Raw genomic sequence first — 26630 nt, 5'->3', positions numbered from 1 at the left:
ACCAGGCGCCCGCCGCAGGCCGGAGCATCGCCGCCCCGGACGGACGGCGGGGGACGGCATTCTAGGTCAGCGTGATCATGATGGCGTCGGCGCCCAGGCTCAGCATCAGCCCGGTGCGCTTGGCCACAAGGTGGAGAACCACGCCGTTCTCGTTCTTCAGCCACAGGTCGCCGCCACTCACGTTACCCAGGGCGAAGCCGTAGCGGCCTTGCGCGTAGGTGCCGGGAAACTGCCGGAGGTCAAGGAGGTTGTACACCTCGCCGCTCGCTTCCACCGAAGAGAAGCCGATTCCGCCGATGCCGACGCCATCGACGCGGAAGGGATAGGTCTTGCCGCCGAACTGAAGGGTGCCCGTGCCGCCGGTGCCGCTGCCGATATAGGCCGCCTGGATCTCTGACATGTCGATATAGCCGGTCGGCGACTGGCCATTGAGCACCGCTGGGGTGCCATTGTTCGATTGCGAGCCGGCGCACGCGGCAAGCGCCAGCAGGCCCATCGTGAGACCTGTTGTCGTGAGAACCAGCCGCCTTCTTGAGCTAGGGTGCTGCATGGCTTGTCCTGGCGCTCCGTATTTCAGGTGCGGTGATATCTTGGCCGGCGCCACCCATTGCATGACCCCAGCGGCCGCCCGAGGCGGTTACGCTCTCTCGAGGTTGCAGCCGACCTCAGGCTTCAACCGAATAGAAGTTCAGGCGGTTTGTCATTAACCTAAGTCAACCCTCGCGGCGGCTCGTTGTCCCCGCGCCCGTGACGTCGCACGCTGATCGGACGGCGTCGTGACGCACCCGTTCTGCCCGGTGTTCCAGCGCTCAAAAACATGTACCGCAGGTATTGCTTTTCGCACGGGGGCGGCTATAAGACGCATGTCGAATACCTCTTCCAGACACGAGAAGCCGCTATGAAACGCAGGAGCGAGAGGTGCGAAGGGGGTGTTTGCCCCTCCGTTTACCGGCCTGCCTCTGCAGGCCGGCGGCGCCCGGCCGTGGGCGCGCTCTCAATGCCTCGGACCGCATGGACGCCGGGCGATTCCTCCATCCAGGTATCGTGCGCGCGAGCGGATCGAGGCATCACAGGGCGAGCCCGGCGTCTGGCCAAACGAACCAGGCGAACGCCGCCACGGGCGCCGCTCGTCACACCATTCCAAAACGTACGTCGGAGTGCGACGCCATGACATATGTGGTCACCGAGAGTTGTATCCGGTGCAAGTACATGGATTGCGTCGAAGTCTGTCCGGTGGACTGCTTCTACGCTGGCGAGAACATGCTCGTCATCCATCCCGACGAATGCATCGACTGCGGCGTCTGCGAACCTGAATGCCCAGCCCAGGCAATTGTACCGGATAGCGACGGCCAGGCGGCCGCGTGGCTCGAGTTGAACCGTACCTATGCGCAGCAATGGCCAAACCTCGCACGCAAGGAGCCGCCGCCAGCCGACGCCGACGCGTGGAACGGCGTTGCGGGAAAGAAGGCCATGTTCAGTCCCAAGCCGCACGGGGGGAGTACGCCGGACTCCGAAACATGAGCAGTGCCGTCGCCGGGGCGGCCCGGCGCAGCACCTCGGCGTTTCTGAGCGTCGGGTTCCGGCCATTCTTTCTTGCCGCCGGAACCTGGGCCGCGATCGCGCTGGCGCTATGGATCTGCATGCTGAACGACCAACTGAGCCTGCCCACGCAGTTCGGCCCGATGGCGTGGCATATCCACGAAATGCTGTTCGGCTTCGTGATGGCCAGCGTCGCCGGATTTCTGCTCACGGCCATCCCGAACTGGACCGGCCGGCCGCCGGTGAACGGGTGGGCATTGACCGCCCTGCTCGGCCTCTGGGTTCTGGGCCGCGCCGCCTGTCTGGTCTCGGACCTGATGCCGGCCTGGCTGACCATCGTCGCCGACCTGTCGTTTGCGGTCGCCCTGTTCATCATCGTGGTCCGCGAGATCGTCGCGGCCCGGAACTGGCGCAACTTGCCACTCGCCGTTCCGGTCGGCGTCTTCGCGCTGGCGAACCTGCTCATGCATCTGGAGGCCGCGGGCGTCGCCATACCCTTCGGACTCGGCTGGCGACTGGGCATCACGGCCGCGATCGTCCTGATCTCGGCAATCGGAGGTCGGATCGTTCCGCTTTTCACCAGAAACTGGCTTGCAACCCACGGCGGCCGGGCAGCGCCCGCCAGCCGCAACTGGGTGGATCGCGCCGCCCTTGGAACGCTCCACACGGGACTGCTCGGGTGGGCGTTTTTCCCTGATCTGCGTCCGCTCGGATACCTCCTCATCATCGGCGGGGTGTTCAACGGCTGGCGACTCTCTCGTTGGCGCGGCGCGGCGACCACGGCCGAGCCTCTGCTGCTGGTTCTCCATGTCGGCTATGCGTGGCTGGCGTTGGGTGTGACCCTTCTGGGCCTCTCCCTGCTTGTGCCGTCGGTACCGACCTCGGCGGCGATCCACGCACTGACCGCGGGGGCCATCGCCACCATGATCCTCGCGGTCATGACGCGCGTCACGCTGGGCCATACGGGACGGGCGCTGACCGCGAGTCCGGCCACGATCGCAATCTACGTGCTTGTCACTTTGGCCGCACTGATGCGGCTCTGGGCCGCCTGGGACGGAGCCATCCTGATGCCGCTCCTCATCTTGTCCGGCATCTGCTGGATCGCCGCCTTCGGCCTGTTCGACATCGTCTACGGCCGCATGCTCGTGACCGCCGCAAAGACACGAGAGGCGGCCTGACGGTGTCTGGCGCGCTCATGACCAAAGGCCGGGGTCGGATCTTGATCCGATGGCGACCTGCATCGGTCCAGACGATTCCCAGCGATTTGAGTACCCCAGTCGATCTGCGTGCTTAGGAGGACGAAAATGTCGGTGACGACCCACGATCAGGTGGCTGGCGGCCACGACAGCCACAATATGAGTTTTGCCAGGCGGTGGCTGTTCAGCACCAACCACAGGGATATCGGCACCCTTTACCTGATCTTCTCGGCCTCTGCCGGCGTCGTCGGCGGGCTGCTGTCGGTCCTGATGCGCGCGCAGTTGATGCATCCGGGTTCGCAGATCGTGACGTCCGGCCAGGAATGGAACACCATCGTGACCGCGCACGGGCTGGTCATGATCTTCTTCACGCTCATGCCGGCGCTGATCGGCGGCTTCGGGAACTGGTTCATCCCGATCCTGATCGGCGCGCCCGAGATGGCATTCCCGCGCCTGAACAACATCAGCTTCTGGTTGCTGGTCCCGGCCTTCTGCCTGGTCATGACCGGGCTGCTCCTGGGCGAGTCCGGTACCGGTTGGACGCTGTATCCGCCGCTGTCCAACAGCACCTACCAGCCGGGCATCGGCCTGGACTGCACGATGTTCGGGCTGCACCTGACGGGCATCAGCTCCTTGCTTGCATCGATCAACTTCATCACCACTATCTTCAACATGCGCGCGCCGGGCATGACGCTGCATAAGATGCCGCTGTTCGTGTGGTCGCAGCTGGTGACGGCGTTCATGCTGCTGGTGACGATTCCGGTGCTGGCGGCCGCGATCACGATGCTGATCTTCGACCGCGACTTCGGCACGGCGTTCTTCGATCCCGCCGGCGGCGGCGACCCGGTGCTGTACCAGCACCTCTTCTGGTTCTTCGGCCACCCGGAAGTCTACATCATGATCCTGCCGGGCTTCGGCATCATCAGTCATGTGGTGTCCACCTTCAGCAGGAAGCCCGTATTCGGCTATCTCGGCATGGTCTATGCCATGGTGGCGATCGGCTTCGTGGGCTCGGTGGTTTGGGCTCACCATATGTTCGTGTCTGGCATGGACGTTGATACCCGCGTCTATTTCATGACGGCGTCAATGATCATCGCCGTGCCGACCGGCATCAAAGTCTTTTCATGGCTGGCCACGATGTGGGGCGGGTCGATCGAGTTCAAGACGCCGATGCTATGGGCGGTGGGCTTTATCTTCGTGTTCACGATCGGCGGCGTCACCGGCGTGGTGCTCGCCAACGCCGGCATTGATCAGACCGTGCATAACACCTACTACGTGATTGCCCACTTCCACTATGTCCTGTCGCTGGGGTCCGTCTTCGCGATCTTCGCCGGCTTCTACTACTGGGTCGGCAAGATCTCGGGGCACCCGTATCCCGAGTTCTGGGGCAAGGTGCATTTCTGGGTTACCTTCATCGGCGTCAACCTCACCTTCTTCCCGATGCACTTCCTGGGCTTGGCGGGAATGCCCCGCCGCTATGCCGACTATCCGGACGCATTCTACGGTTGGAACTTCGTCGCCTCGATCGGGTCGTATATCGGCGGTCTGGGCGTGCTGGTCTTTCTCTACGTGGTGTACCGCACCGTCACCTCGACCGAACGTGTGCCCGCCAACTACTGGGGCGACGGAGCGACGACGCTCGAATGGACCCTCCCGTCGCCGCCGCCGTTCCACACCTTCGAGGAACTGCCGCAGATCCGGTAGCCGCGTGAACGCAGCAGCAAAGGAGTAACAGGCATGTCTGAACCGATCTATCCCGCCGCAACCCGGGAACTGGCCGCCAAGCGGCGCGAGCTTGCCCCCGGTACGCAGGCGGCTTTCGAGGCTTTCAGTGCCAGCGTGTTCGCCGATGGGGCGCTGAGCGCCAAGATGAAACAGGTGATCGCGGTGGCCGTGGCGCATGTGACGCAGTGCCCCTATTGCATCAAGGGTCATACCAAGGCGGCGCTGCGACACGGCGCCACGCCGCAGGAGTTGATGGAAGCCATCTGGGTTGCCGCCGAGATGCGAGCGGGAGGCGCCTACGCGCATACCATGTTGTCGCTGAGCACGATCGCCGAAGAGGAGGAGCGTCACCCCGCATGACGCTTGTGCAGGCGGGACCGTAGAAGCGGTGGGGCCGGCATGCGCGCGGCCCCCTCCGGTCCCAGTGGGGCGGGCAACGGTTCGCCGGCCCCCCGAGTCGGGATGACCCCTGATGACGCACGAGTATGACGAACCGGTAAGCCCCCAGCAGTTCGATGCCGCAGTGCAGCGAACACGTCGCCTGATCTTGACGCAGGGTTCTGTCCCGTTGCACGCGCTGGCGGAACGGGCGGTTATCGAGACATTCTGTTCCTGCGTGACGGGCGCCTCGGACGCTGTCGAGGGCAAGCTGTCCACGATCCACGCCGTGCTGATCGAGGAGGTGGTGAGGCAAGTCCAGGCGGCCACGGCGGATCGGCCGGCGCCGGCTGGACCATCGGACACGGTCGATGTCGCATCCGATGAATCCTTCCCTGCCAGCGACCCACCTGCCTGGATCTGGCGGCGCGGAACGACACGGGACGATGGAACCGCCGCGTAGTCCTGGGCGGGGTCACGCTACCGACGACGTCCGGAGAGAGCGCGGGAGGGTAAGACCGGGCCCGCGCCGCCCGCCCCGGCGCGAGAGCAGCATGTATGCCGGGAGGCCCGCGCGTCGTCGCAGTTCACCAGCAGGTCGTCGGCGATGAACCGCGGCGGCCTCCTTCCACGCCAGGGGCTGTACCGAGCGCTCGCCCGCTTCCCTGCGCCCCCGCCTCCAGGCTTCCATCGCCTCGGACAGGCGGTGCTTGCCCCTTCCGTCCCCGACCGCCGCTTCGCCGCAGCCGACATGCGCACGACACCAGGCGGCTCGCACCTGAACGTCGCGCCGGGCTCCCGGCCGGCTGCGCCGCCCCGCTTCCTCGACGTCGTAGCGACTCAAAGTCCTCGCGGATACACTGACCGGGGCCCAGCTACCGAAACGCGTCTGGACTAACCGCACACCCCGAGGAGATCGTCATGGACACCCACATCGCGGAGACCGGAGCCGCCAGCCGGATTGAGCCGATCTCGCTGCAGATCTGGGATGCCAAGTATCGCCTGAAAGCCCTCGACGGCACGCCGACCGACCTCACGATCGAGGACAGCTGGCGGCGGGTCGCACGTGCGCTCGCGACCTCCGAAAAGGAGCCGTCGATCTGGGAGGAGCGTTTCTACGAGGCACTCTCCGATTTCCGCTTTCTCCCAGCCGGGCGCATCCTGTCGGGTGCAGGCAGCGACCGGCGCGTGACGCTGTTCAACTGCTTCGTCATGGGCGACATCCCCGACGACCTCGGCAGTATCTTCGAGCACCTGCGCGAGGCGGCGCTGACCATGCAGCAGGGCGGCGGCATCGGCTACGACTTCTCATCGCTGCGTCCGAAGGGAGCGCCGGTCAACGGCGTCGGCGCGGACGCATCGGGCCCATTGTCGTTCATGGACGTGTGGGACGCCATGTGCCGCACCATCATGTCGGCCGGCGCGCGACGCGGCGCGATGATGGCGACGCTGCGCTGCGATCACCCCGACATCGAGGCCTTCGTCGCGGCCAAGCGCGAGCCCGGGCGCCTGCGCAACTTCAACCTCTCCGTGCTGGTCACCGATGCCTTCATGGCGGCGGTCGAGGCCGACACCGAATGGCCGCTCGTGTTCGAGGGCAAGACGTACGGCACGGTCCAGGCGCGGGATCTGTGGGACCGCATCACGCGTGCGACCTACGACTACGCCGAGCCGGGCGTGCTGTTCATCGACCGCATCAACGCCCGCAACAACCTCGCCTACTGCGAGACGATCCGTTCCACCAACCCCTGCGGCGAGCAGCCGCTGCCGGCCTACGGCGCCTGCCTGCTGGGCTCGATCAACCTGGCACGGCTGATCCGCGATCCCTTCACGCCGCAAGCCCGCCTCGACGAGCGGCAGTTGGACCAGCTGGTGGAGGCGGCGATCCGCATGATGGACAACACGATCGACGTGTCGGGCTTCCCCCTGGAGATGCAGCGCTTCGAAGCGACCTCCAAGCGGCGCATCGGGCTTGGCATGACTGGTGTGGCCGATGCCCTGATGATGTGCGGCCTGCGCTACGGATCGCCTGAGGCGGCTCACGCCGCCGGCGACTGGGCCCGCCGGATCAACCGCGCGGCCTACGTAACATCGGCCCACCTGGCGCAGGAGAAAGGGGCCTTTCCACTGTTCGACCGCGACGCCTATCTGGCCGGGGAGACGGTGCGCGGGCTGGATGAGGACGTGCGCGCCCTGATCGCCCGCAACGGCATCCGCAATGCGCTTCTGACGTCCATCGCGCCGACCGGCACCATCTCGCTGGTCGCCGACAATGTATCGAGCGGCATCGAGCCGGTGTTCGCGCATAGCTACACGCGCAGGGTCCGCGAACCGGATGGCTCGCTGCGGGAAGAAGAGGTGTCGGACCACGCCGTGCGCCTGTTCCGCGAGATGTTCGGCGCCGATGCCGAGCTGCCCGACCACTTCGTGACCGCGCAGGACCTGTCGCCGGCCGAGCATGTGCGGATGCAGGCCGCCGTGCAGCGCCATGTGGACAGCGCCATCTCGAAGACGGTGAACGTCCCCGAGGACATCAGCTTCGAGGCGTTCCAGGAGGTCTACCTCGACGCCTATCGCAGCGGTTGCAAGGGCTGCACGACCTACCGGCCGAACGCGATCACCGGGTCCGTGCTGGAGGTGAAGCCCGCCGAAGCGCCACCGCCTCCTGTCGCATCGGCTCCAGGTGAGCTGTTGCTTCGTTCCGACAGACTGAGCGGCGCCACCTACAAGCTGCGCTGGCCGGACAGCGAGCACGCGATGTACGTCACCATCAACGACACCGAACAGGATGGGGTGCGCCGGCCGTTCGAGATCTTCGTGAACTCGAAGAACCTGGAGCACTACGCCTGGGTGGTGGCGCTGACGCGCATGATCAGCGCGGTATTCCGCCGCGGCGGCGAGGTCGCTTTCGTCGCCGAGGAACTCAAGCAGGTGTTCGACCCTCGCGGCGGGCAGTGGAGCAACGGCCGCTATGTGCCCTCCCTGGTCGCGGCGATCGGCGACGTCATCGAACGACACATGACCGAGACCGGCTTTCTGGAACAGCCCGATATGGCGGACAACGCCGTGCCGCCGCTCGCCCTGACGGCCAGGGCCATCAGCCATGTCGGCCCGATCTGCCCGAAATGCAGCCAGCCCGGACTGGTCAAGGAGGCCGGCTGCCTCTCTTGCCTGCACTGCGGCTGGTCGAAATGCAGCTGAAGGCTGCCCCAAAGCCCGACACCATCTTCTCGAACGACGGGGCCGACGACAGATCGCGTATGGCCCGGGAGACGGTGGAGCCGGGCCATGCGTACGGCTGGGTGGGTGAGCACGGCTTTACGCATCACACGGCATGGCTCTAAGTTCCAGTGATGCTGGCGAAACAACAGACCGCAAGTTCGGCGCTCGGCCAATTCAGTTCGAACGCACGCTGGGAAGATTATCCGGACTCCGTCAGACACACGGCCAAGCGCTCTCTCCTCAACGGAGTTGCGACCGCCCTCGGGTCCGCACGCGATCCGGTGGTCGAGACCCTGGCTCGGACGCTGCGTTGCTTTGCGGGTGCAGATCAGGCGGCGCTGATCGGCCGTGGCGAGCGCATGGATGCTCCGAGCACCGCCTTCGTCAACGCTGTCGCGATCAACCTGCTTGACTTCGACGACACGCACCTGCCGACGGTCATCCATCCGACCGCGCCCGTGATGCCGACCGCCCTCGCGCTCGGCGAATGGCGCAACCTATCCGGCCGGCAGGTGCTTGAGGCTTTCGTGGCGGGTGCCGAGATCGAATGCCGGATCGGGCTTGCCGTCTCGCCTGGCCATTACGCGCGCGGTGCGCATATTACCTCCACCTGCGGGGTGTTCGGAGCAGCCGCTGCGGCGGCCAAGCTGCTTGGCCTCAGGGCGGATCAGGTGGCGGATGCCCTCGGCATCGCGGCCAGCCTGTCCTCGGGGCTCGTCGAGAACCTGCCGACGGCGGCGAAGAATGCCGGCGTCGGCAATGCCGCGCGCAACGGCATCCTGGCGGCGGTGCTCGCCGAGGCGGGACAGGCAGCCGCGCCCACCGCCATCGAAGGGCCGCTCGGGTGGGCGCGGGCCGGCGGCAACGAACTGAACATGGCGGCATTGACGGGCGATCTCGGTGTGCGCTGGGAATTTGCCCGCAACACGTTCAAGCCGTATCCGTGCGGGATCGTCATGCACGCCGTGATCGACGCCTGCCTCGATCTGCGCGCCACCTACGATCTGCGCGCAAACGACATCGCGGCCGTGACCGTCTCCGGCGATGCGCTGCTCCTCGCGCGTGGCGACCGGGCTGTCGCGAATGCGCGGGACGCACGCGTCAGCATCCATCATTGCGCTGGTGTGGCACTTCTGTTCGGCGCGGCGGGCGTGCGCGAGTTCTCCGATGCGGTGGTGTTCGACCCGGACGTCGTTGCGCTCCGGGCGAAGGTGAAGGCCGAACGCGACAATACGATGCCGGTCGGGGCCGCAAAGGTGACCGTCGCGCTTACGAACGGCCAAACGGTCTCCGCGACGGTGGTGAACGCCCGCGGCAGCCTGGAGCGCCCGCTCTCGGACGCAGAGATCGAAGCGAAGCTGCGCGGACTTGCGCGCGATGGCTCGCCGCACTGCGACGCCGACAGGGTGATCGAGGCGGTCTGGACACTCGACGAAAAGGCGGGCTTGAGCCGCCTGACAGCCGCTCTCGCGGGTTAGGCGGCTGACCAGCCGCCGTCGATAGGAATCACTGCGCCAGTGATGTCGCGGCCGGCTGGCCCGCACAGGAACGATATCGCGGCCCCGACATCCTCGAGTTGGACGAAGCGGCCGCTCGGCTGACGTTCCTTCATGTAGACGCGCGTGGCCTCTTCACGCGAGAGGTTGCGCGTTGCCGCCAGGGCGTCGATCCGGGCGGTGATCGCCGGGGTCGGCAAGGTGCCGGGGCTGATCGCGTTGCAGGTGATCCCGGTTCCGGCCGTCTCCAGCGCCACGGCCCGCGTCAGGCCGAGAATCCCGGCCTTGGTCGTGACGTAGTCGGCGCGGTTTGTCGCCCCGCGTTGCCCATAGTGCGACGACATGTTCACGATCCGGCCGAAGTCGCGCACCCTCATGCCAGGCAGCGCCAGCCGGATGATCTGGAACGGCGCCGTGAGGTTGACCGCGAGCGAACGCTGCCAATCGGCTGTTGCGAGGCACTCGACGGGCGCGAAGTGGCGGACCACGGCATTGTTGACGACGATGTCGGGCCCGCCGAACCGGTCCGCCACGAACGCCATCAGCCGATCGAGCGCGGACAGATCGGACAGATCGGCCTGGTAGTAGGCGGCGCTGATCCCGTACCGCGTTGCCAACGCGGCCCGGGCCGGCTCCACGCCATCCGGCGCTTCGATCCCGTGCAGAACCACATCGCATCCCACGGCGGCAAGGCTCTCCGCCACCGCGTAGCCGAGGCCGCCGCTCGAGCCGGTTATGAGGGCGGACCGGCGCGGCGTCGCACCCATCAGGCCCGACCAGTGCGCGGCGCGGTATCGAGACGGACCGCGATCCCGTCCAGTTCCGCCGAAGGGGGAGGATAAATGGCCATGACAAGCGGGTCGTGGCCGGGCACGATATGATCGTCACTATCGGCGAGTGCGCGCACCGTCCGAAACCCCTCCATCATCTCGCCGACATTGTGGACAGCGGGAAACGGCATGCCGCGCAGCATGTTCTGATAGTAATGGCTCGCATCCGACGCGACCACCACCCAGCCGCGCCGGGTCCAGACCCGCACGATCTGGAGCCCGGCGGAATGCCCGCCAACCCTGTGCAGCGTCAGCCCGGGCGCGAGTTCGGCGAAGCCATCGTGGAACGCGACGCGGTTCGCGTAGACGTGCCGCACGAAGCCTACGACGTCTTCGACGTCATAGGGATGCCGCAGGAAGGGGTGGCACATGCAGCGGCCCGTCGCGTAGGCGATCTCGGCATCCTGCGCGTGGAAGCAGGCGCGCGGAAAGGCGGCGAGCGAGCCCGCATGGTCGTAGTGGAGATGCGTGAGAATCACCTGATCGACGTGGTCGGGATCGATGCCGAGCGCGCGCACCCCGTCGGCCGGGAGCCGCAGCATCGTCCGGCCGCGCGCGGCGGCCGAGGCAGGATTGAAGCCAGTATCGATCACGAACACCCGGTCCGAGCGGCGCGCGACCCAGACAAAATATTCGAGATCTGTGCCAGCCTCGTGCAGATCCGCCCCGATGAAGTTGTCGGAGGCGCGACGGCCGGTGTGGCGCCCGTAACGGATCGCGAAAAGCTCGAATGGTTCAGGGCCGGCCGGGCTCGTCGATGTCGTGTTCATTGTTCATGCTCCTGCGGAATTCCCGGGCGACCCCCGACCCAGAGCGCAACTGGCGGCTCCGCCTCTCCACAAACGAGGCGGAGGCGCCAGCCGGGCCGCTTAGCGAGCGGCTGCCTCCTGGTCCAGCTGTGCGAACACCTCACGAGCGGTGCGGAACGAGTCCACCCCCGCCGGCACGCCGCAATAGATCGCGACCTGCAGGAAGATCTCGCGGATCTCCGCCTTGGTAACGCCGTTCTTGAGCGCGCCCTTCAAATGCATGCGCAATTCGTGGTTGCGGTTGAGCGCGCTCAGCATGGCGAGGTTCAGCATGCTGCGCGTCTTCCGCGGCAGGCCGTCGCGGCCCCAGACATAGCCCCAGCAGTACTCGGTGGTGAGGTGCTGCATCGGCATGTTGAAATCATCGGCGGACTCGAAAGATTTTTCGACGAACTCCTTGCCCAGCACATCCTTGCGGATGGCCAGGCCGCGATCGAAGACTTCCTTGCTCATAATGGTCTCTCCTTAAGTTGAGCTACAGACTGCCACCCGCCTCGCAGCCGGGTGGGTGGACTTCAGCGCTTCGGCCAGAACGGCTCGGCAACGGCGAGCTGTCCGGGGAAGACGGTGACGGGAATGCCATTCTGCCATTGCACCACGGTCATCTCGGCGCCGACCCGCCGCCCCTTGTCGTCGAACTTGATGATCCCGCCGGGGTAATATTTGGACGGGCCGCCATCCATCGTGCGCAGCGCCTCGGCGACGGCAACCTTGTCGGCCTTGCCAGCCTTTTCCAGCGCGTCCTTGATCACCCACATATCGCCGTACGTGGAGATCGCGTTCTGGGTCATCCAGGGCTCGTTGTATCGGGCCTTCAGTTCCTTCACGAGCTCCTCGTGCCCGTTGGTCGCCCAGCTCCCCACGCAGGTCAGCACGCCCTGGAGCAGATTCGGGCTGATCGTCTGAAGGATGTCGGGCTCGGCGATCGCGATCCCGAACGAGATCGTCGGAATCCGTCCCTGGCTCAGCCCGAACTCGTTCATCTTCTCGAGCACGAGCTTCGCGTCGGAGATGACGGTCGGCAGGAAGAACAGAAGATCCGGCCGGGCAGCCCGCACTTTCTGAATCAGCGGGGTCGCGTCCGACAACGGCGGCGTGAAGGTCTCGTCCATGACGAGGTCGAGGCCGACCTCCTTGAGCAAGCCCTCGCGCATCGGCTTCGCGGAGGCCACCGACGCGCCTGTGTTGTCGGTAATGATCGCAACCGTCTTCGGGGCCTTGCCGGAGGCGCTCTGGGCGAGCTTCATGATGAGCGGCAAGGCCTGGCGGGCTTGCGATGCCGCGGTCGCCGACGTCTGGAAGACGTATTTGAATCCGCGCTCGGTGATCAGGTCCGAATAGGACAGCGTCAGGACCGGCAATTGCGCCCGCTCGGTCACCTCGGTCGCGGCAAGGGTGAAGGAGCTCAGATAGGCGCCGCTGGCGGCAACGAGATCTGTCTCCTGCGCCACCATGCGCTGCGCCGCGTTCTTCGCCTTCTCGACCGTGTCGCCACAATCCAGCACGACGAGCTTGAACTTGGCGCCGCCGAGCGCCTTCACCCCGCCAGCCCGGTTGATGTGATCGATCGCCATCTCGGCGCCCATCCGCATTACCGCGCCCGGGCGCGCGTAAAGGCCCGAGAGCGGCACCAGCAGGCCGACCTTCACCTCCGCGGGTGCCTGCGCGAAGGCGGCCGGTGCAACGATGCTGGCCGTGGTACCAGCGAGAATCGCGCGTCTGGTCAGAGACAGCGCCCTACGGTCCGTCATGGTTTCCTCCATTGTTGCTGTTCTTGCGTAGGTTGTTCATGCATGTTTCGGCCAGAACGGTGTCGCAACCGCAAGGTCGTTCGGGTAGACGGTCGCGGGCACCCCGTTCTGCCATTGCACGACGACGACCCCTGCCCCGATGCGCCTTCCCTTGTCGTCGAATTTCAGAACGCCACCGGGGAAATACTTCGCCGGCCCTGCATCGAGCGTATGAAGCGCCTCGGACACGGCGGCACGGTCGGCCTTGCCGGCCTTTTCCAGCGCTTCCTTGACGATCCACATGTCGCCGTAGGTGGAGACCACGTTCTGGGTCATCCACGGTTCCTTGTATTTCGCCTTGAGATCGGCGAGCAGTTTCTCCTGACCCTTTACGCCCCAGTTCGCCACGATCGTCATGATGCCCTGCACGACATCCGGCGAGACGCTCTGGAGCATGTCCGGCTCGGCAATCGTGATGCTGAACGAGATCGTCGGGATCCGGCCCTGGCCGAGTCCGAACTCGTTCAGCTTCTCCAGCCCAAGCTTCGCGTCGGAGATTGCGTTCGGCATGAACAGGAACAAATCCGGGCGGGTCGAGCGCACCTTCTGGATGAAGGCTGTTGCGTCCGTAAGCGGCGGCGTCCAGACCTCGTCCATGACGAGCTGAAGGCCAAGCTGCGGGAACAGCTTTTCCTTGAGCGCCTTGGCGGTCGCAATCGAGGTGCCGGTGTTGTCCATGGCGATGGCGACCGTCTTCGGCCGCTTGCCGGACGCCGCTTCCGCCAGCTTCATCAACTCCGGCAGGCCGAGTTCGGATTGCGCGGCCGCGGTCGCCGAGGTCTGGAATATGTGGCGGAACCCACGTTCCGTCAGCAGATCCGAATACGACAGCGTCAGCAGCGGCAGGCCCGCGCGCTCGGTGACTTCGCTGACCGCGAGCGTGAAGGAGCTGAGATAGGACCCCGTTGCCGCAACAAGATCGGTCTCCTGCGCCACCATGCGCTGCGCCGCGTTCTTCGCCTTCTCGACCGTGTCGCCGCAATCCAGTGCGACGAGCTGCAGTTTGGCGCCGCCAAGCGCCTTGACGCCGCCGGCCGCATTGACGTCGGCGATGCCCATTTCGGCACCCATGCGCATCACCGCGCCCGGCCTGGCGTAGAGGCCGGAGAGCGGCACGATCAGTCCAACCTTGACGTTGGCTGGTCCCTGCGCGTGCGCCGCCGTCGCCAGCCCCATCGCGGCACCGCCAACCAAAGCGCGCCGGGTCAAAGCGAATGTCTTGTCCGTCATCGTCCTTCCTCCTTCTTGTCTCGCCTTGCGGGCCGCGAGCGCATTCACATTCCGAGATAGGCCTGTCTGATGCGGTCGTCCGCCCGCAGCGTCGCGTTGTTGCCTTCGAGCACGACGCGTCCGGCTTCCAGCACGTAGCCGCGATCGGCGGATTCGAGCGCCTCGGCCACGCGCTGCTCGACGAGCAGGATCGTGAGTTTCGTCTGCGCACGGATCTCCTGCAGCTTCTCGAAGATGAAATCGGCAATGGCGGGTGCGAGCCCCATCGATGGCTCGTCGAGCATCAGAAGCTTGGGGGCCGAGGCGAGGCCGCGCCCGATCGCCAGCATCTGCTGTTCACCCCCGGACAGCGTGCCGGCGACCTGGCTGCGCCGTTCGGCGAGAACCGGCATCAGCGCGAAAATGCGTTCGATGTTCTCTTTCCAGCCGCGCTGGCCCGCAGCGGTCATCGCCCCCATCTCGAGGTTCTCCATCACCGAAAGCGAGGGAAAGACCTGTCTCCCTTCAGGCACATGGGCAATGCCGAGATGCGGCCGCGCCGCGGCCGGGACCGCGAGCAGATCGATACCTTCGAATTGGATCGAGCCCGCACTCGGCCGGACGATGCCGGAAATGGTCTTGAACAGCGTCGTCTTGCCGGCGCCGTTCGGCCCCACGATCGCGACGAACTGCCCCGGCTCGACGCGCAGCGACACATCCTTCAGCACGGGGACAACGGAATAGCCGGCACAGACCCCTTCAAGCGTCAGCATGGGCCACCCATTTCTTGCCGAGATAGGCTTCGATCACCTGCGGGTTGCGGGTCACCGCTTCCGGTTCGCCATCGGCCAGAACCGCACCGTGATTGAGCACCAGGAAGCGATCGACCAGCCGCACCATCGACTGCATCGTGTGCTCGATGATCGCGATGGTGACGCCCTCGCGCGCGAGGCGCTGGACCACCGCCACGACCTCGTCCGCCTCGCCGTGGCCGAGCCCGGCCAAGGTCTCGTCGAGCAGCAGCAGGCGCGGCTTGCCCGCGAGTGCGCGGCCAAGCTCCATGAGGCGCAACTCCTTGGTCGTGAGCTCGGCGGCGACTTTGTCGGCGACCGCGCTCAGCCCCACGCGATCGACCGCGTCATCGGCCAGGCGGCGGGCTTCCTCCTCGCTTTGCGCACGCACATAGGCACCGACGCGAACGTTGTCGCGTACGGACATGCGCGGGAATGGGCGCATGATCTGGAAGGTGCGGCCGACACCGGCCTGGCAGAGCACGTGCGGCTTGCTTCCGACCATGTTGCGGCCGTCGAACAGAACCTCGCCTGCGTCCGGGCACAGGAACCCGTTCAGCAGATTGAACAAGGTCGTCTTCCCGGCGCCGTTCGGCCCGATGATCCCCAGGATCATCCCTTCGTATATGTCGAAGGTGACATCCTGCACCGCCTTCAGGCCGCCGAAGGATATCGACAGATCCTTGACCGACAGCAGCACCTTGCCGGTCCGCCAGGCGTCGGGCCGCTGTGCGCGGGCGGGCGTGGACGGCGCCGCGAGGTCGACTCGGGCGGGGGCCGCCGGGGTCGGCGCCGCCGCCGGACCGGCGCGCCGCAGCCGGTCACGCACCTTCCAGTACACGCCCTCCGGTGCGGCAATGATCACCGCGACGATGGCGATCCCGAAAACAACTCCCTGGATTCCTGGAATGCGGGCGCCGAGCTGGGCATGCAGGATCTCCGAAACCGGGATCAGCACGGCCGCGCCGATCAGCGAGCCCCACACGGTGCCGACGCCGCCGAACATCGACACCGTCAGCGCCTGCGCCGAGACGAGCATGCCGAACACCGACGACGGCGTGACCACAAGCAGCACCACCGCGTAGAACGCGCCGACCGCGCCCGTGATCGCGCCGGAGAGCGCGATGGAACGGAGCTTCCAGTTGAGCGTGTCGATGCCGGCGGCCTCCGCCGCGGCCTCGTTCTGCTTGATGGCAAGCAGCGCCATGCCGAACCGCGACCGCTCGACCGCGCGGGTGATGGCGACGATGGCCAGCAGCATGACCAGCGCCACCAGCGTGTAGAACCGTGGGTCGGTGAACTGCATGTAGGTGAACGGCGCCTCACGCTTGATCGGCAGCGTGAGCTCCTGATACCCCAACCATTCGAACACGTAGAGCAGCGCCAGCGGGTAGGCCAGCATGGCGAGCGCGAAATAATGGCCGCGGAGACGGAAGGTCGGAAGGCCAACGAGCAGGCCTGCGACCCCGCCGACGCCGGCGGCGGCCGGGATCAACAGCCACGGTGTCAGATCGAAGTAGAGCTGGCCGAGCGCCGTGGTGTAGGCGCCGAGCCCGAAGAAGGCCGCGTGGCCGAACGAGACAAGCCCCGTATAGCCGGACAGGATATTCCACCCGAGGCCGAAACTCGCCCACACGAGAACCAGCGTCAGCATCAGCTGGTAATAGGAATTGGTAACGACCAGCGCGATGCAGGCATAGACCGCGGCCACGAGCAGCGGCAGTGCGAGAGACCGGAGCGTCTGCATCAGGTTCTCTCCACCGCGCGGCCGAAGAAGCCCTGGGGCCGCAGGAATATGATCAGCAGGAACACGACGAAGATCGCCGCGTTCTGCAGCTGCGTCGGCAGCACCAGCGTCGACATCTGCTGCACGAGCCCGATCGTCATGCCGCCCCAGAAGGCGCCGGTGATGCTGCCCAGGCCGCCGAGCACGACCCCGGCATACATGACGATGACGTAGTCGAGTCCGATATAGGGATGGAACGGGTAGTTGGTGGCAAGCAGCCCGCCGGCGATGGCGGTGACCGCGGTGCCAAGTCCGAACGCGACCCGATATGATTTGTCGATGTCGATGCCCATGTAGGTTGCCGCGACAGGGTTGTCGGCCGCGGCGCGCAGCGCCTTGCCCATTCGTGTCCGCGTGATGAGGGCAGCGAGCGCGACCATGGCGACGATCGAAACCACGGCGGCAATCCCACGCGACCTGTTGACGAAGATGCTGATGTCGTCACCCCAGAACGGCCCGACTTCCCAGGCGCTGGACGACAGCGGCGTACGGATCGATGCAAGGACGGAGCCGAACACGATCAGCCCACCATTCTGCAGCACGAGGGCAACGCCGAGCGTCAGAATGAGCTGCGCGGAGTGGCCCTCGCCCTCGAGCCCGGCCATGCGCTGGCCGGTCACGCGCGAGATCAGCAGCTTGTGGATCCAGTAGCCGAACAGAAACAGCAATGGTCCGGACAGCAGGATTGCCACATATGGCCCGACCACATTGCCGAACCCCGCCTGAATGCCGGCGGAGGCGAAGAGGTAGTAGGCCGCGTACATCCCGAGCATCATGAAGTCGCCCTGGGCGAAATTGATGACGCGCATCACCCCGAATATCAGCCCGAGCCCGACACACATCAGGCCGTACGTCGCCCCGGCAAGAATTCCGGCCGCGAGTGCCTGCAATATGTTCTCGACGACCTGCGACGTCATCCGAGCGGTCCCGCGCGGCCGGCCGAGATGCCGGTCAACCCGTCGCCCATTGGTGATCTCCTCCCATTCGTGTTCCCTTCGAGCTTTCCGCTCGCTTGCCTCATTGCGTCGTCAGCGCGGCCGACCCGGCTGCCTGTCAGTCACCCCTGGACGCGGCACGGGCGGCCGAGCGTGGCCTGGCACCTCGCAGATGCGGCGCGCAGAGTGCCGCGACGCGCCCTGCATCCTCGGCACGCTCCAGCCGGTCCACCATCTGCTCGATCGCATCGGCCCGGCTCGGCCCGAGCACGGCGCCCGCCGCGGCGCGGAAGCGCACGCGAATCTCGCCCTCGGTGGCGGCGATGACGTCGGTGATGCGGCGGCTGATCCTGGCGCCCGTCGACAGCGAGACCTCGACCTCGGCACCCTGCCTGTCCGGGAAGGCGGTGGTGAAATCCGCGTCGCGTTTGAGGCGGGTCAGGCGGGCAAGGCGCAACACCGCCGGGTCGTCGAGCCGCCGGTAGTTCTCCTCCGCCACCGCCTTGCGAACGAGTGCCGCGGCCACGCCGTACTGGATGCTCATCTTGGCCTGCAGGGCCCGCTCGAACGGGCCGTTGAAGTCGCATCCCGGGTAGCGGATCGCCGCCTCCGGCAGATGAACCGCAACCGATTCGATGGCGTCGATGCTGTCCACTTCCTCGGCGACGCGGATCGCCGCCTGGCAGGCGGTCTGCGCGAAATTGCAGGCCGGAACGGGCTTGTTGTAGACGGCAAGAATTTCCTCCTGGCCGTCCGGAAACAGCTGGATCGCAGCCGGCGCCGCCGCGCGCCGAAATGCGGCGAACAGCCCGCCCTCTCCCTCCAGAATATTTTCGGACCCGTACGCGCCCGCCTGCGCGAGCGCGATCGATGTAATCGCGCCGCGGGCAGCGAACCCCGGATGAAAATACATGTCGCTGCCGCCCTCATAGGGCCACTGATTCAGGCCCGAAGCCGTGTTGGCCGCGAGTGCCAGGGCCGAAACCGCGGCATCCTCCGGCAACGACAGCAGGTAGCCGCCTGCCGCGGCACCCGCCAGCGGACCGAGGATCCCGGTCGGGCGGAACAACAATGCGAGATCGGCAGTGAACAACGCCCGCCCGATCCGCCCGCCGATTTCGTAGCCGATCGCCGCGGCAGTCAGAAACCGCGCGCCCGACACAGTATTGCGCTGCGCGAGCGCCAGCAGAACGGGCCAGATCACCACGCCATGATGGCCGATGCTGCCCGCATGCATGTCTTCGCGGACCAGCCCATGCCCAAGGGTCGCGTTGGCGAACGCGGCGTCGGCCGCCGGCGCGACGACGTCCGACCCCAGGATGGTGGCGCCGGACGTGGCCTTGGCGGCAATGGCGGTCGCCTGCCGGCTCCATGGCAGGTCGTGCGCCTCGAACGCACATGAGAGGAAGTCGAGCAGGCAGATCTTGAGCTTGTCGCATGCGGGCGCCGACAGGTCCGACAATTCCATCGAACGCACCGAGCGCAGCATCGCGCGGGCGACCGAGGTTCCGTTCACCTCAGGCGAGTCGATCGTCATCATGCCGCTTGTCCCGTGCCTGCCCCCGCTCCTGCGGTCCGCTATCCCCTGATCTCGACGCCCGCCCATTCCTCCGACAGCTTGGCGATGGACGTGAAATCGGAATCCGGCCCGTATTTGGCCTGGGTCAAAGCCAGGATCTGGCGCACCACGGCCCCCATGATCATCGGAATGCCCATGGCTTCGGCCTCATCGAGGCAGAGCCTGACATCCTTGTAGGAGAGCGCCGTGGTGAAGCCGTAATCGAAGGTGCCGGGCAGGATCGAACGCGGGAATTTGTCCTGCGTCGCGCTGTTGCGGCCGGAGCTCACATTGATGATGTCGAGCAGGACCTTGGGGTCGAGGCCCGCCTTGACCCCCATCGCCATCCCCTCCGACGAGATGACAAGCGCCGCCGCCGCCAGCAGGTTGTTCACGAGCTTCGCGGTCTGGGCCAGGCCCGGCTTGTCGCCCGTATAGAAGGTCTTGCCGAAGACCTTCAGGATCGGCGCGATTTTCGTATCATAGGTCTCGCGGGGGCAGGACACCATGACGGCCAGCGTTCCGGCCTTGGCACCAGCGACCCCGCCGCTCACCGGCGCATCGATCCAGGTTACATCGCGCTCGGCCATCCCGCGCGCCGCAATCGTGGCCGCACCGGGCCCGGTGGTCGAAAGGTCGATGAGGCTGCGCACACGGTTGCCACCGGCGATGCCGTTCTCCCCCAGCGTCACCGCCTTGACGACGTCCGGCGTCGGCAGGCTCATCAGCACGATCTCGGCGGTCGAGGCGACCTCGGCCGGGGAGCGGGCGAGCCGCGCGCCGCGGGCGACCAACGGCGCTGCGGCTTCCGGGTCCCTGTCGTACACGCACAGCGAATAACCGGCATCGAGCAGCCGGCCTGCCATCGGCCCCCCCATGCGGCCGACACCCACGAAGCCAAGCATCTCATTTGCCATCAACGATTCTCCCTCACCGACAGGCGGCGCCCGCCGATCCATTCACGCGGGGCGGACGTTAAGCGTTGCGGCCGGTGAGAGGCATCGTTGTTTGCGGAATAACAGCTTTCCCGCGCCCGGCATTCGCCGCCGCGTCTGCCCGATCAGGGGATGGTCGTGCGTGCGCCGCTGGCCCACAGGCCCCGCCGGACGAGATCGTGGATCTGCTGGCGCACCATCAGGGCGAGCGCGCGCGTCGCAGTGGTGGTCGGCCGTTGGCTGGAGGTCGCGAGAATCAACTGCCGGGTGAGCACGGGATCGACGATCGACCAACTGCGCAGGCGGCCTGCCTCGACCAGGGAGCGGGCCGGCCCATACGACAGCAGCGTGTAACCCATGCCGGACTCGACGAGCCTCAGGGTCGAGGGCATGGCGTTCACTTCAAGCTCGATGCGCGGCACGATCTGGGCCTTGCCCAGCAAGGCGTCCAGCACGATGCGCAACCCGTGCGGGCGGCTGGGCAGGATCATCGGAATCTCGGCGAGCCGCGACGCCGGCACCGGCCCTGCGGCGAGCCCCATCCGGTCGTCCACCGGGCCAAGCAGGCTGATCTCCTCCTGGACGAGCGGCTCCGCCCGCAGGTTGCTGGTGCGGGGCGCGTTGTAGAGAACCGCGACATCGATCTTGCCGGTGATCAACCATTCGAGGAGGTGGCCGCTGAACCCCTCGACCACCCGCATCGCGATCAGTGGAAATTCGGACCGGAAGTGCTGGACGAGCGGCACCGTCAGGACGGACCCCACCGAGGGCGGCATGCCGATGGCGATGGTGCCGCGTGGGCTCGATCGCAGCGCAATCACCTCGGTCGTCGCCCGCCTAACCGTATCGAGGACACCGCTCGCATAACTATGCAGCAGCCTCCCCGCCTCGGTCAGCACGATACCGCGGCCGTTCCGATGGAACAGTTCGATCCCCAGTTCCTGCTCAAGCGCCTTGATCTGCCGGCTGAGCACCGGCTGGGCGACCGACAGCACGGCACCGGCGCGCGAGAAGGAGCCGAACTCGGCCAGCGTTTCGAACGCCTTGAGTTGCTTGAGATCCATCCGCGTCCAATTCCACTCGGAGTCGGTTCGGTGACCTTGATTTCAGCATAACAGTTAGCATGGGCCCGGTAGCGGACATAGGCCTGCGTCTCTGCCATTCTCGGGAAGGTCGGCCCCGGGCAAGACGACGGGCAGACCCGCCGAAAGGCGCCCCGGACGCGTTCAGGGAGATGATGATGGACCAGGAAACGACTGGAGTGGTGCTCCTGACGGGAGCGGCCGGAGGGCTGGGGCGCGCGATCGGGCGTGCCGTGGTGGCGACCGGCCGGCGCGTCGTTCTGGTCGACCGCAATGCCGGGCCGTTGGCGGAGTTCGCCGCCGAGCTCGGCAACATGGCGCATACGGTCTGCCTGGACATTTCAGATCACGCGGCCGTCGACCGTATTCTCGACGACCTTCCCGAAACGTTCCGTCCAATCGATGTCCTGATCAACAACGCCGGCCACGATATCGGCGGGCGCACGCGCTTCGACCAAGGCTCGCCCGACGACTGGACAGACATCATCCGCACCAATCTGATCGGGACGATGCGCGTGACCCGCGCCATCCTGCCCGGGATGGTCGCCCGCAACAGTGGCCACGTCGTCAATATCAGCTCGATCAACGCGGTCCGGATCGTCCCGGACATGGCGGCCTACTCGACCAGCAAGGCGGGCGTGCGGATGTTCACCGAGACGGTCCGCGGCGAACTCGCCGAAACCGCGATCCGCGTCACCGAGATTCTGCCGGGCCTCACCCGCACCGGCATCATCGTTACGCGCTATCGCGGTGATCGCGCGAAGGAGCAGGCATATTTCGACCAGTTCAAGATGGCGCTAGAGCCGGCAGACGTCGCACGTGTAATCGTCTTCGCGCTCGACCAACCGCCTCACGTCCAGATCGCCGAAATCATGGTCCTCCCTGCCAACCGGTATTGACGAGCAGGGGGCCGGAACCCGCGCGCTACAGGATGTCGTCGCGGATGCAGGCCTTGAAATGGCCGGGACGCACCTCACGCGTGGCCGGCACCGCGGCCGCACAGTCCGGCAGCGCATAAGGACAGCGCGTGCGGAAGACGCAGCCTGAGGGCGGAGACACCGGGCTCGGCACGTCGCCCTTCAGAATGATGCGTTTGCGGCGGCTCGACGGGTCCGGCACGGCCGAAATCAGCGCCTCGGTATACGGGTGCTTCGGCGTGGCGACCACGTCGCGGCTCGGCCCGATCTCCATGAGCTTGCCGAGATAGACGACCGCGATCCTGTCGGAGAGATATTCCATCACCGCAAGATCGTGCGAGATGAACAGCATCGCCAGACCGAGCCGACTCTTGAGATCTTCGAGCAGGCTGATGATCTGCGCCTGGATCGATACGTCGAGAGCCGAGACCGGCTCGTCCGCCACGATGAAGCGCGGGCCGACCGCGAGCGCCCGCGCGATCACCACACGTTGCCGCTGGCCGCCTGACAGGTCGCTCGGCCGCCGCCGGGCGAAATCGGCGGGCAGCGCCACGTCCGTCAGCAGCTTCTCCACCCGGTCCGGGATCTCGGAGCGGCTGGCCAGGCCCTGGACGCGCAGCGGCTCGGCAATCGCATCGCCGACGCTCATCGTCGGATCGATGGAGGCGTAGGGATCCTGGAACACGATCTGTGCCGACCGACGAAAGTCGCGCAGCTGCGGCCGATCGAAGGCCGTGACTTCCTTTCCCTCGAAACGGATGCTGCCGGAGGTCGGCTCTACGAGCCGCAGCACCGAGCGGCCGATGGTGGTCTTGCCCGAACCCGATTCACCCGCAAGGCCCAGCACCTCGCTGGTGCCGATGTCGAAGGAGACGTCGTCCACCGCCCGCACATGCCCGACGAGGCGGGAGAACAGGCCCTGCCGGATATCGTAAAGCTTGCTCAGGCGTCGGACCTGCAGCAGCGGTTCCGCCGTCATAGGCCGCCCTCTTCGAGTTCGCGCCAGCGGATACAGCGGATTTTCCACCCTGGCTCGGCCACCTCCAGCGGTGGCTCGGTTGCGTCGCACCGGCCGGGCAGGAAATGCGGGCAGCGCGGATGAAAGCTGCAGCCCTGCGGCAAGGCGGCGAGATTTGGCACCGTGCCAGGGATGGCCTCGATCTTCGTGCCCTTGCCGCCGAGGCGCGGGCGCGACCGCATCAAGGCCTGCGTATAGGGCATGCGTGGCTGCGCGAAGACCCGGTCGACCGGCCCCTCTTCCACGATCTGGCCGGCATACATCACGAGCACCCGCTCGGCGAGTTCGCTGACGAGACCGAGGTCGTGCGTCACGAACAGGATCGCCATGCCGGTTTCGTGCTGCAGCGCCTTCAGGATGTCGATGATCTGCGCCTGGATGGTCACGTCGAGCGCCGTCGTGGGCTCGTCCGCGATCAGCAGGGCGGGCCTGCCGCTGAGGGCCATGGCGATCATCACCCGCTGACGCATGCCGCCCGAGAGCTGATGGGGATAGCTGACGAGGCATTTTTCTGGACTTGCCACGCCGAGCTGCGTCAACAGGCTGAGGGCCTCGCCCCTCGCCTCGCGTTGGGACATGCGGCGGTGCACGGTCAGGGCTTCGATGATCTGTGTGCCGATCGTATAGATCGGGTTGAGCGACGACATCGGCTCCTGGAAGATCATGGCGACGTCGTTGCCGCGCAGCTGGCGCAACCGCCGCTCCGGCAGGGCGGCCACATCGTCTGTCATGCCATTCTTGCGCGTGATCCGGATCGATCCCTCGACCGACGCGGCGCCGTCGCCGACGAGACCGAGCAGGGCGAGGCCCGTGGTCGACTTGCCCGAGCCGGATTCGCCGACGAGCGCGACCACTTCCTGCCGGCGCATTTCGAAAGAGACGCCGCGGGCGGCCACGACGCTGCGCGGGGCGCGACCGAAACTGACGACCAGGTTGTCAACGACGAGCAGCGGCGCTGCCTCGGTGATGCCCGTCATTCGATGCTCGTGCCGATGAGATAGAAGCCGAACACGGTGAGCGCGACCGCGCCGCTCGGGGCCATGCTCATGCTGGGGTTGAGGGCGAGATAGTCGAAGCCCGTGCGCACCATGGCGCCCCAATCGGGCGTCGGCGGCGGCACGCCGAGACCGAGGAAGCTGAGGCTGGCGGAGGTGAAGATCGAATAGGCGACGGTGAGGGCGAACTGCGCGGCGATGATGCGTACGACGTTCGGCCAGATATGGGCGTGGATGATCCAGGCCGGTCCCGCGCCGACCGCGCGCGAGGCTTCCACGAAGACGGATTCGCGGATCGCGAGCGCCTGTCCGCGGGCGAGGCGCGCCACCTTGGGCCAGCTCACGAAGCCGAGGACCAGGACGAGGTTGAACAAAGTCGGCCCCATCACCGCTGTGATGATCAGCGCGAGGACAAGACCCGGCAGGGCGATGAACAGGTCGATGAACTGCCGCGCCACGACGTCGAACTTCCCGCCCAGGTAACCAGCGGCGAGGCCGATGGGAACGCCCACGAGCGTCGCGATCACGGCGGCCCCCATGCCGACGATGAGCGAGGAGCGGCCGCCGTAGAGCAAGCGGGAAAAAGTGTCGCGGCCCAGGTCGTCGGTACCCATCCAGCGCTCTGCATCGGGCGGTGCCAGGAAGAACACGCTGCTCTGGGTCGGATCGAAGGGTGCGAGGAGCGGAGCGAAGGTGACGATCAGACCGACCGCCAGCACGATGGCAAGGCCGGCGACCCCGCGCGGCTTGGTGAAGAGGCTCAGCATAGTTGTGTCACGCACGCGCTTGCGGGAAGGATCATGCAACAGCCGCCGTCAGTGCATGACGAAGGGGTCAGCCACGGGCTCGCCCGTTGCGTTGATCATGACGGCCTTGGTCTCCGTATAGTCGTGCAGCGCCTCGATGCCACCTTCGCGACCATAGCCGCTGGAGCGGAAGCCGCCGAAGGGCACGTTTGCTGCCGTGGCGCGGTAGGTGTTGACCCAGATCCGTCCCGCCTGGATGGCTCGACAGACGCGCAACGCCTTTGGAAAATCGCGCGTGAACACGCCGCCCGCAAAGGCATATTGCGAGTCATCGGCGAGGGCGATCGCCTCGTTTTCGTCCTTGAAGCGAAGGACGCTGAGCACCGGCCCGAACAGTTCCTCGCGCACGATCGGATAGTCCTGGCTGTCACAGGCGACGATGGTGGGCGTGTAGTAGAAGCCGTTCTCCCGGTCGGCAGGGCGTTCGCCGCCGCACAGCAACTTTGCGCCCTGCGTCAGCGATTGCGCCAGCAGCTGCTCGATGCGCTGCCGCTGCTTGTCCGTGGCCAGCGGCCCCATGTCGGTCGCCGGATCGAGCGGATCGCCGATACGGATCGCCTTGGTGCGCGCCACCAGCCGGGCCGTGACCTCGTCGTAGATATTGTCCTGGAGCATGAGCCGCGATCCCGCGGCGCAGCTCTGTCCGCTCGCGCCGAAGATGCCAGCCATCGCGCCGTTGACGACACTGTCGAGGTCGGCGTCCTCGAAGACGATGACCGGAGACTTGCCGCCAAGCTCGAGCGACAGGCGGGCGATGTTGTGCGCCGTGTTCGGGATGATGCGGCGGGCGGTCTCGAGGCCACCCGTGAAGGCGATGCGCCGCACCAGGGGATGGCGCGTGAGCGCGATGCCGCACGGATCGGCCTGGCCGCTGATGACGTTGAACACGCCCGGCGGAAAGCCGACCTCCGCCATGACGCGCGCGAACGCCAGAAGCGGCGCGGAGGCATCCTCCGAAGCCTTGACGACGATGGTGTTGCCGGCCGCAAGCGCCGGCGCGATCTTGTAGGAAGCAAGCTGCAGCTGGGAGTTCCACGGAATGATCGCGGCGACCACGCCGACCGGCTCATGGAAGACGAGGTTCAGGAGCTTGTTGCCAGTCGCGGGCGGGATGCGGCCTTCGAGCTTGTCGGCCAGCCCCGCATAATAGCTGTAGATCCGCGCCGTGTTGGCGGCCTGCCACGTCGTCTCCTTCAGCAGCTTGCCGGTATCCGTCGTCTCGATGCGGCCGAGCGAATCACCGTCACGCGCGAGGCGGTCGGCCAGCTTGCGCAACAGCTCGCCCCGCTCGCTCGCGCCGAGCTTCGGCCACGGTCCCTGACGGAATGCCCGGTGCGCGGCCTGGATCGCGCGATCGACATCCGCGGCGCTGGCATCGGGGATAGAGGCCCAGGGCTCGCCGGTCGCCGGGTTGACCGACAGAAAGCGCCTATCCTGCTCGGCCCCGCTGAAGGCGCCGTCAACATACATCTCGAACGATCGAACCATGGCAACTCCTGGCGCTGCACATGGCAGGCTTGGGCGGGACTGGGCCCCAGTTTGTCATACGGTATACAGATACCCGCTGCTCAGCAAGCCGCGGCTATCCGCAAAATGTGGTCGGGGAACGCGAG

General features: G+C 66.3%; 24 protein-coding genes. 8 read left to right on the top strand and 16 right to left on the bottom strand.

What is annotated here, in order from left to right; genetic code table 11:
* Nucleotides 1–61 precede the first annotated feature (61 nt).
* Nucleotides 62–496 carry a hypothetical protein gene (locus OL599_RS09270; protein WP_264713425.1) on the bottom strand — a complete coding sequence of 145 codons (435 nt, stop codon included), beginning with the start codon at nt 494–496 and terminating at the stop codon, nt 62–64.
* A gap of 671 nt (nt 497–1167) precedes the next feature.
* On the opposite strand from OL599_RS09270, the gene fdxA reads away from it, so the two are divergent.
* The 7 genes from fdxA (at nt 1168) to OL599_RS09235 (ending at nt 9538) form a co-directional block, all read left to right on the top strand.
* On the top strand, nt 1168–1521 hold the full coding sequence (gene fdxA, locus OL599_RS09265) for a ferredoxin FdxA (protein ID WP_264713424.1): 354 nt from the start codon (nt 1168–1170) through the stop codon (nt 1519–1521).
* Nucleotides 1518–2717, top strand: coding sequence for an NnrS family protein (locus OL599_RS09260; protein WP_264713605.1), 1200 nt, complete (start codon nt 1518–1520; stop codon nt 2715–2717). The genes fdxA and OL599_RS09260 overlap by 4 nt, the downstream gene beginning before the upstream one ends.
* A 126-nt stretch (nt 2718–2843) precedes the next feature.
* Nucleotides 2844–4439 carry a cytochrome c oxidase subunit I gene (gene ctaD / locus OL599_RS09255; RefSeq protein ID WP_264713423.1) on the top strand — a complete coding sequence of 532 codons (1596 nt, stop codon included), beginning with the start codon at nt 2844–2846 and terminating at the stop codon, nt 4437–4439.
* A 33-nt stretch (nt 4440–4472) separates the two neighbouring features.
* The gene (locus OL599_RS09250) at nt 4473–4820 is read left to right on the top strand and encodes a carboxymuconolactone decarboxylase family protein (RefSeq protein ID WP_264713422.1); all 348 of its coding nucleotides are present in this window, start codon (nt 4473–4475) and stop codon (nt 4818–4820) included.
* A 208-nt stretch (nt 4821–5028) separates the two neighbouring features.
* Nucleotides 5029–5301 carry a hypothetical protein gene (locus OL599_RS09245; RefSeq protein ID WP_264713421.1) on the top strand — a complete coding sequence of 91 codons (273 nt, stop codon included), beginning with the start codon at nt 5029–5031 and terminating at the stop codon, nt 5299–5301.
* Nucleotides 5302–5759: 458 nt separating this feature from the next.
* On the top strand, nt 5760–8039 hold the full coding sequence (locus OL599_RS09240; protein ID WP_264713420.1) for an adenosylcobalamin-dependent ribonucleoside-diphosphate reductase: 2280 nt from the start codon (nt 5760–5762) through the stop codon (nt 8037–8039).
* 152 nt (nt 8040–8191) lie between these two features.
* Nucleotides 8192–9538, top strand: coding sequence for an MmgE/PrpD family protein (locus tag OL599_RS09235; RefSeq protein ID WP_264713419.1), 1347 nt, complete (start codon nt 8192–8194; stop codon nt 9536–9538).
* On the opposite strand, the gene OL599_RS09230 is transcribed toward OL599_RS09235, so the two are convergent.
* From OL599_RS09230 to OL599_RS09180, 11 genes are all read right to left on the bottom strand, one after another.
* The gene (locus OL599_RS09230) at nt 9535–10323 is read right to left on the bottom strand and encodes an SDR family oxidoreductase (RefSeq protein ID WP_264713418.1); all 789 of its coding nucleotides are present in this window, start codon (nt 10321–10323) and stop codon (nt 9535–9537) included. The genes OL599_RS09235 and OL599_RS09230 overlap by 4 nt on opposite strands.
* On the bottom strand, nt 10323–11156 hold the full coding sequence (locus tag OL599_RS09225; protein ID WP_264713417.1) for an N-acyl homoserine lactonase family protein: 834 nt from the start codon (nt 11154–11156) through the stop codon (nt 10323–10325). Before OL599_RS09225 ends, OL599_RS09230 begins: the two co-directional genes overlap by 1 nt.
* A 99-nt stretch (nt 11157–11255) precedes the next feature.
* On the bottom strand, nt 11256–11648 hold the full coding sequence (locus OL599_RS09220) for a carboxymuconolactone decarboxylase family protein (RefSeq protein WP_264713416.1): 393 nt from the start codon (nt 11646–11648) through the stop codon (nt 11256–11258).
* Nucleotides 11649–11710: 62 nt separating this feature from the next.
* Nucleotides 11711–12946 (bottom strand): ABC transporter substrate-binding protein, encoded by a 1236-nt coding sequence (locus OL599_RS09215; RefSeq protein ID WP_264713415.1) that lies wholly within the window; start codon nt 12944–12946, stop codon nt 11711–11713.
* A gap of 36 nt (nt 12947–12982) precedes the next feature.
* Nucleotides 12983–14215, bottom strand: coding sequence for an ABC transporter substrate-binding protein (locus tag OL599_RS09210; protein ID WP_264713414.1), 1233 nt, complete (start codon nt 14213–14215; stop codon nt 12983–12985).
* A 44-nt stretch (nt 14216–14259) separates the two neighbouring features.
* Nucleotides 14260–14922 carry an ABC transporter ATP-binding protein gene (locus OL599_RS09205; protein WP_456306696.1) on the bottom strand — a complete coding sequence of 221 codons (663 nt, stop codon included), beginning with the start codon at nt 14920–14922 and terminating at the stop codon, nt 14260–14262.
* A 31-nt stretch (nt 14923–14953) separates the two neighbouring features.
* Nucleotides 14954–16732 carry a branched-chain amino acid ABC transporter ATP-binding protein/permease gene (locus OL599_RS09200; RefSeq protein ID WP_264713412.1) on the bottom strand — a complete coding sequence of 593 codons (1779 nt, stop codon included), beginning with the start codon at nt 16730–16732 and terminating at the stop codon, nt 14954–14956.
* On the bottom strand, nt 16732–17688 hold the full coding sequence (locus OL599_RS09195) for a branched-chain amino acid ABC transporter permease (RefSeq protein WP_264713411.1): 957 nt from the start codon (nt 17686–17688) through the stop codon (nt 16732–16734). Before OL599_RS09195 ends, OL599_RS09200 begins: the two co-directional genes overlap by 1 nt.
* Nucleotides 17689–17824: 136 nt before the next feature.
* Nucleotides 17825–19246, bottom strand: coding sequence for an MmgE/PrpD family protein (locus tag OL599_RS09190; protein WP_264713410.1), 1422 nt, complete (start codon nt 19244–19246; stop codon nt 17825–17827).
* A gap of 38 nt (nt 19247–19284) precedes the next feature.
* Nucleotides 19285–20169, bottom strand: a complete 885-nt coding sequence (locus tag OL599_RS09185) for an NAD(P)-dependent oxidoreductase (protein ID WP_264713409.1) — start codon at nt 20167–20169, stop codon at nt 19285–19287.
* A 155-nt stretch (nt 20170–20324) separates the two neighbouring features.
* Nucleotides 20325–21263, bottom strand: a complete 939-nt coding sequence (locus OL599_RS09180; RefSeq protein WP_264713408.1) for a LysR substrate-binding domain-containing protein — start codon at nt 21261–21263, stop codon at nt 20325–20327.
* A gap of 176 nt (nt 21264–21439) precedes the next feature.
* Between OL599_RS09180 and OL599_RS09175 the strand changes: the two genes are divergently transcribed.
* Entirely contained in the window at nt 21440–22180 is a 741-nt protein-coding gene (locus OL599_RS09175) for an SDR family oxidoreductase (RefSeq protein ID WP_264713407.1), read from the top strand.
* Between the two features lie 25 nt (nt 22181–22205).
* Here OL599_RS09175 and OL599_RS09170 read toward each other — a convergent pair whose 3' ends face one another.
* From OL599_RS09170 to OL599_RS09155, 4 genes are read right to left on the bottom strand one after another with little or no spacing between them, the layout of a single operon-like run.
* Nucleotides 22206–23177 (bottom strand): ABC transporter ATP-binding protein, encoded by a 972-nt coding sequence (locus OL599_RS09170; RefSeq protein WP_264713406.1) that lies wholly within the window; start codon nt 23175–23177, stop codon nt 22206–22208.
* Nucleotides 23174–24193: an ABC transporter ATP-binding protein gene (locus OL599_RS09165; protein WP_264713405.1), complete on the bottom strand. Its 1020-nt coding sequence runs from the start codon at nt 24191–24193 to the stop codon at nt 23174–23176. The genes OL599_RS09170 and OL599_RS09165 overlap by 4 nt, the downstream gene beginning before the upstream one ends.
* A complete protein-coding gene (locus OL599_RS09160) occupies nt 24190–24978 on the bottom strand; it encodes an ABC transporter permease (protein WP_264713404.1) in 789 nt (262 codons plus the stop codon). The genes OL599_RS09165 and OL599_RS09160 overlap by 4 nt, the downstream gene beginning before the upstream one ends.
* Before the next feature lie 48 nt (nt 24979–25026).
* Nucleotides 25027–26505 carry an aldehyde dehydrogenase gene (locus tag OL599_RS09155; RefSeq protein WP_264713403.1) on the bottom strand — a complete coding sequence of 493 codons (1479 nt, stop codon included), beginning with the start codon at nt 26503–26505 and terminating at the stop codon, nt 25027–25029.
* Between the last annotated feature and the right edge of the window lie 125 nt (nt 26506–26630).

Origin of the sequence: Limobrevibacterium gyesilva, from assembly GCF_025989185.1 — a bacterium.
GTDB lineage: Bacteria > Pseudomonadota > Alphaproteobacteria > Acetobacterales > Acetobacteraceae > Limobrevibacterium > Limobrevibacterium gyesilva.
The sequence above is the reverse complement of the archived record's forward strand: the minus strand, read 5'-3'. Positions and strand labels throughout refer to the sequence as shown.

Excerpts from the sequence above, each read along its gene's own strand:
- OL599_RS09170 (WP_264713406.1), bottom strand. The coding sequence starts at position 23,177 with ATGACGGCGGAACCGCTGCTGCAGGTCCGACGCCTGAGCAAGCTTTAC.
- OL599_RS09215 (WP_264713415.1), bottom strand. The coding sequence starts at position 12,946 with ATGACGGACCGTAGGGCGCTGTCTCTGACCAGACGCGCGATTCTCGCT.
- ctaD (WP_264713423.1), top strand. The coding sequence starts at position 2,844 with ATGTCGGTGACGACCCACGATCAGGTGGCTGGCGGCCACGACAGCCAC.
- OL599_RS09250 (WP_264713422.1), top strand. The coding sequence starts at position 4,473 with ATGTCTGAACCGATCTATCCCGCCGCAACCCGGGAACTGGCCGCCAAG.
- OL599_RS09220 (WP_264713416.1), bottom strand. The coding sequence starts at position 11,648 with ATGAGCAAGGAAGTCTTCGATCGCGGCCTGGCCATCCGCAAGGATGTG.
- OL599_RS09235 (WP_264713419.1), top strand. The coding sequence starts at position 8,192 with ATGCTGGCGAAACAACAGACCGCAAGTTCGGCGCTCGGCCAATTCAGT.
- fdxA (WP_264713424.1), top strand. The coding sequence starts at position 1,168 with ATGACATATGTGGTCACCGAGAGTTGTATCCGGTGCAAGTACATGGAT.
- OL599_RS09210 (WP_264713414.1), bottom strand. The coding sequence starts at position 14,215 with ATGACGGACAAGACATTCGCTTTGACCCGGCGCGCTTTGGTTGGCGGT.
- OL599_RS09175 (WP_264713407.1), top strand. The coding sequence starts at position 21,440 with ATGGACCAGGAAACGACTGGAGTGGTGCTCCTGACGGGAGCGGCCGGA.
- OL599_RS09155 (WP_264713403.1), bottom strand. The coding sequence starts at position 26,505 with ATGGTTCGATCGTTCGAGATGTATGTTGACGGCGCCTTCAGCGGGGCC.
- OL599_RS09200 (WP_264713412.1), bottom strand. The coding sequence starts at position 16,732 with ATGCAGACGCTCCGGTCTCTCGCACTGCCGCTGCTCGTGGCCGCGGTC.
- OL599_RS09225 (WP_264713417.1), bottom strand. The coding sequence starts at position 11,156 with ATGAACACGACATCGACGAGCCCGGCCGGCCCTGAACCATTCGAGCTT.
- OL599_RS09185 (WP_264713409.1), bottom strand. The coding sequence starts at position 20,169 with ATGCTTGGCTTCGTGGGTGTCGGCCGCATGGGGGGGCCGATGGCAGGC.
- OL599_RS09230 (WP_264713418.1), bottom strand. The coding sequence starts at position 10,323 with ATGGGTGCGACGCCGCGCCGGTCCGCCCTCATAACCGGCTCGAGCGGC.
- OL599_RS09190 (WP_264713410.1), bottom strand. The coding sequence starts at position 19,246 with ATGATGACGATCGACTCGCCTGAGGTGAACGGAACCTCGGTCGCCCGC.
- OL599_RS09160 (WP_264713404.1), bottom strand. The coding sequence starts at position 24,978 with ATGCTGAGCCTCTTCACCAAGCCGCGCGGGGTCGCCGGCCTTGCCATC.
- OL599_RS09240 (WP_264713420.1), top strand. The coding sequence starts at position 5,760 with ATGGACACCCACATCGCGGAGACCGGAGCCGCCAGCCGGATTGAGCCG.
- OL599_RS09195 (WP_264713411.1), bottom strand. The coding sequence starts at position 17,688 with ATGACGTCGCAGGTCGTCGAGAACATATTGCAGGCACTCGCGGCCGGA.
- OL599_RS09260 (WP_264713605.1), top strand. The coding sequence starts at position 1,518 with ATGAGCAGTGCCGTCGCCGGGGCGGCCCGGCGCAGCACCTCGGCGTTT.
- OL599_RS09180 (WP_264713408.1), bottom strand. The coding sequence starts at position 21,263 with ATGGATCTCAAGCAACTCAAGGCGTTCGAAACGCTGGCCGAGTTCGGC.
- OL599_RS09165 (WP_264713405.1), bottom strand. The coding sequence starts at position 24,193 with ATGACGGGCATCACCGAGGCAGCGCCGCTGCTCGTCGTTGACAACCTG.
- OL599_RS09270 (WP_264713425.1), bottom strand. The coding sequence starts at position 496 with ATGGGCCTGCTGGCGCTTGCCGCGTGCGCCGGCTCGCAATCGAACAAT.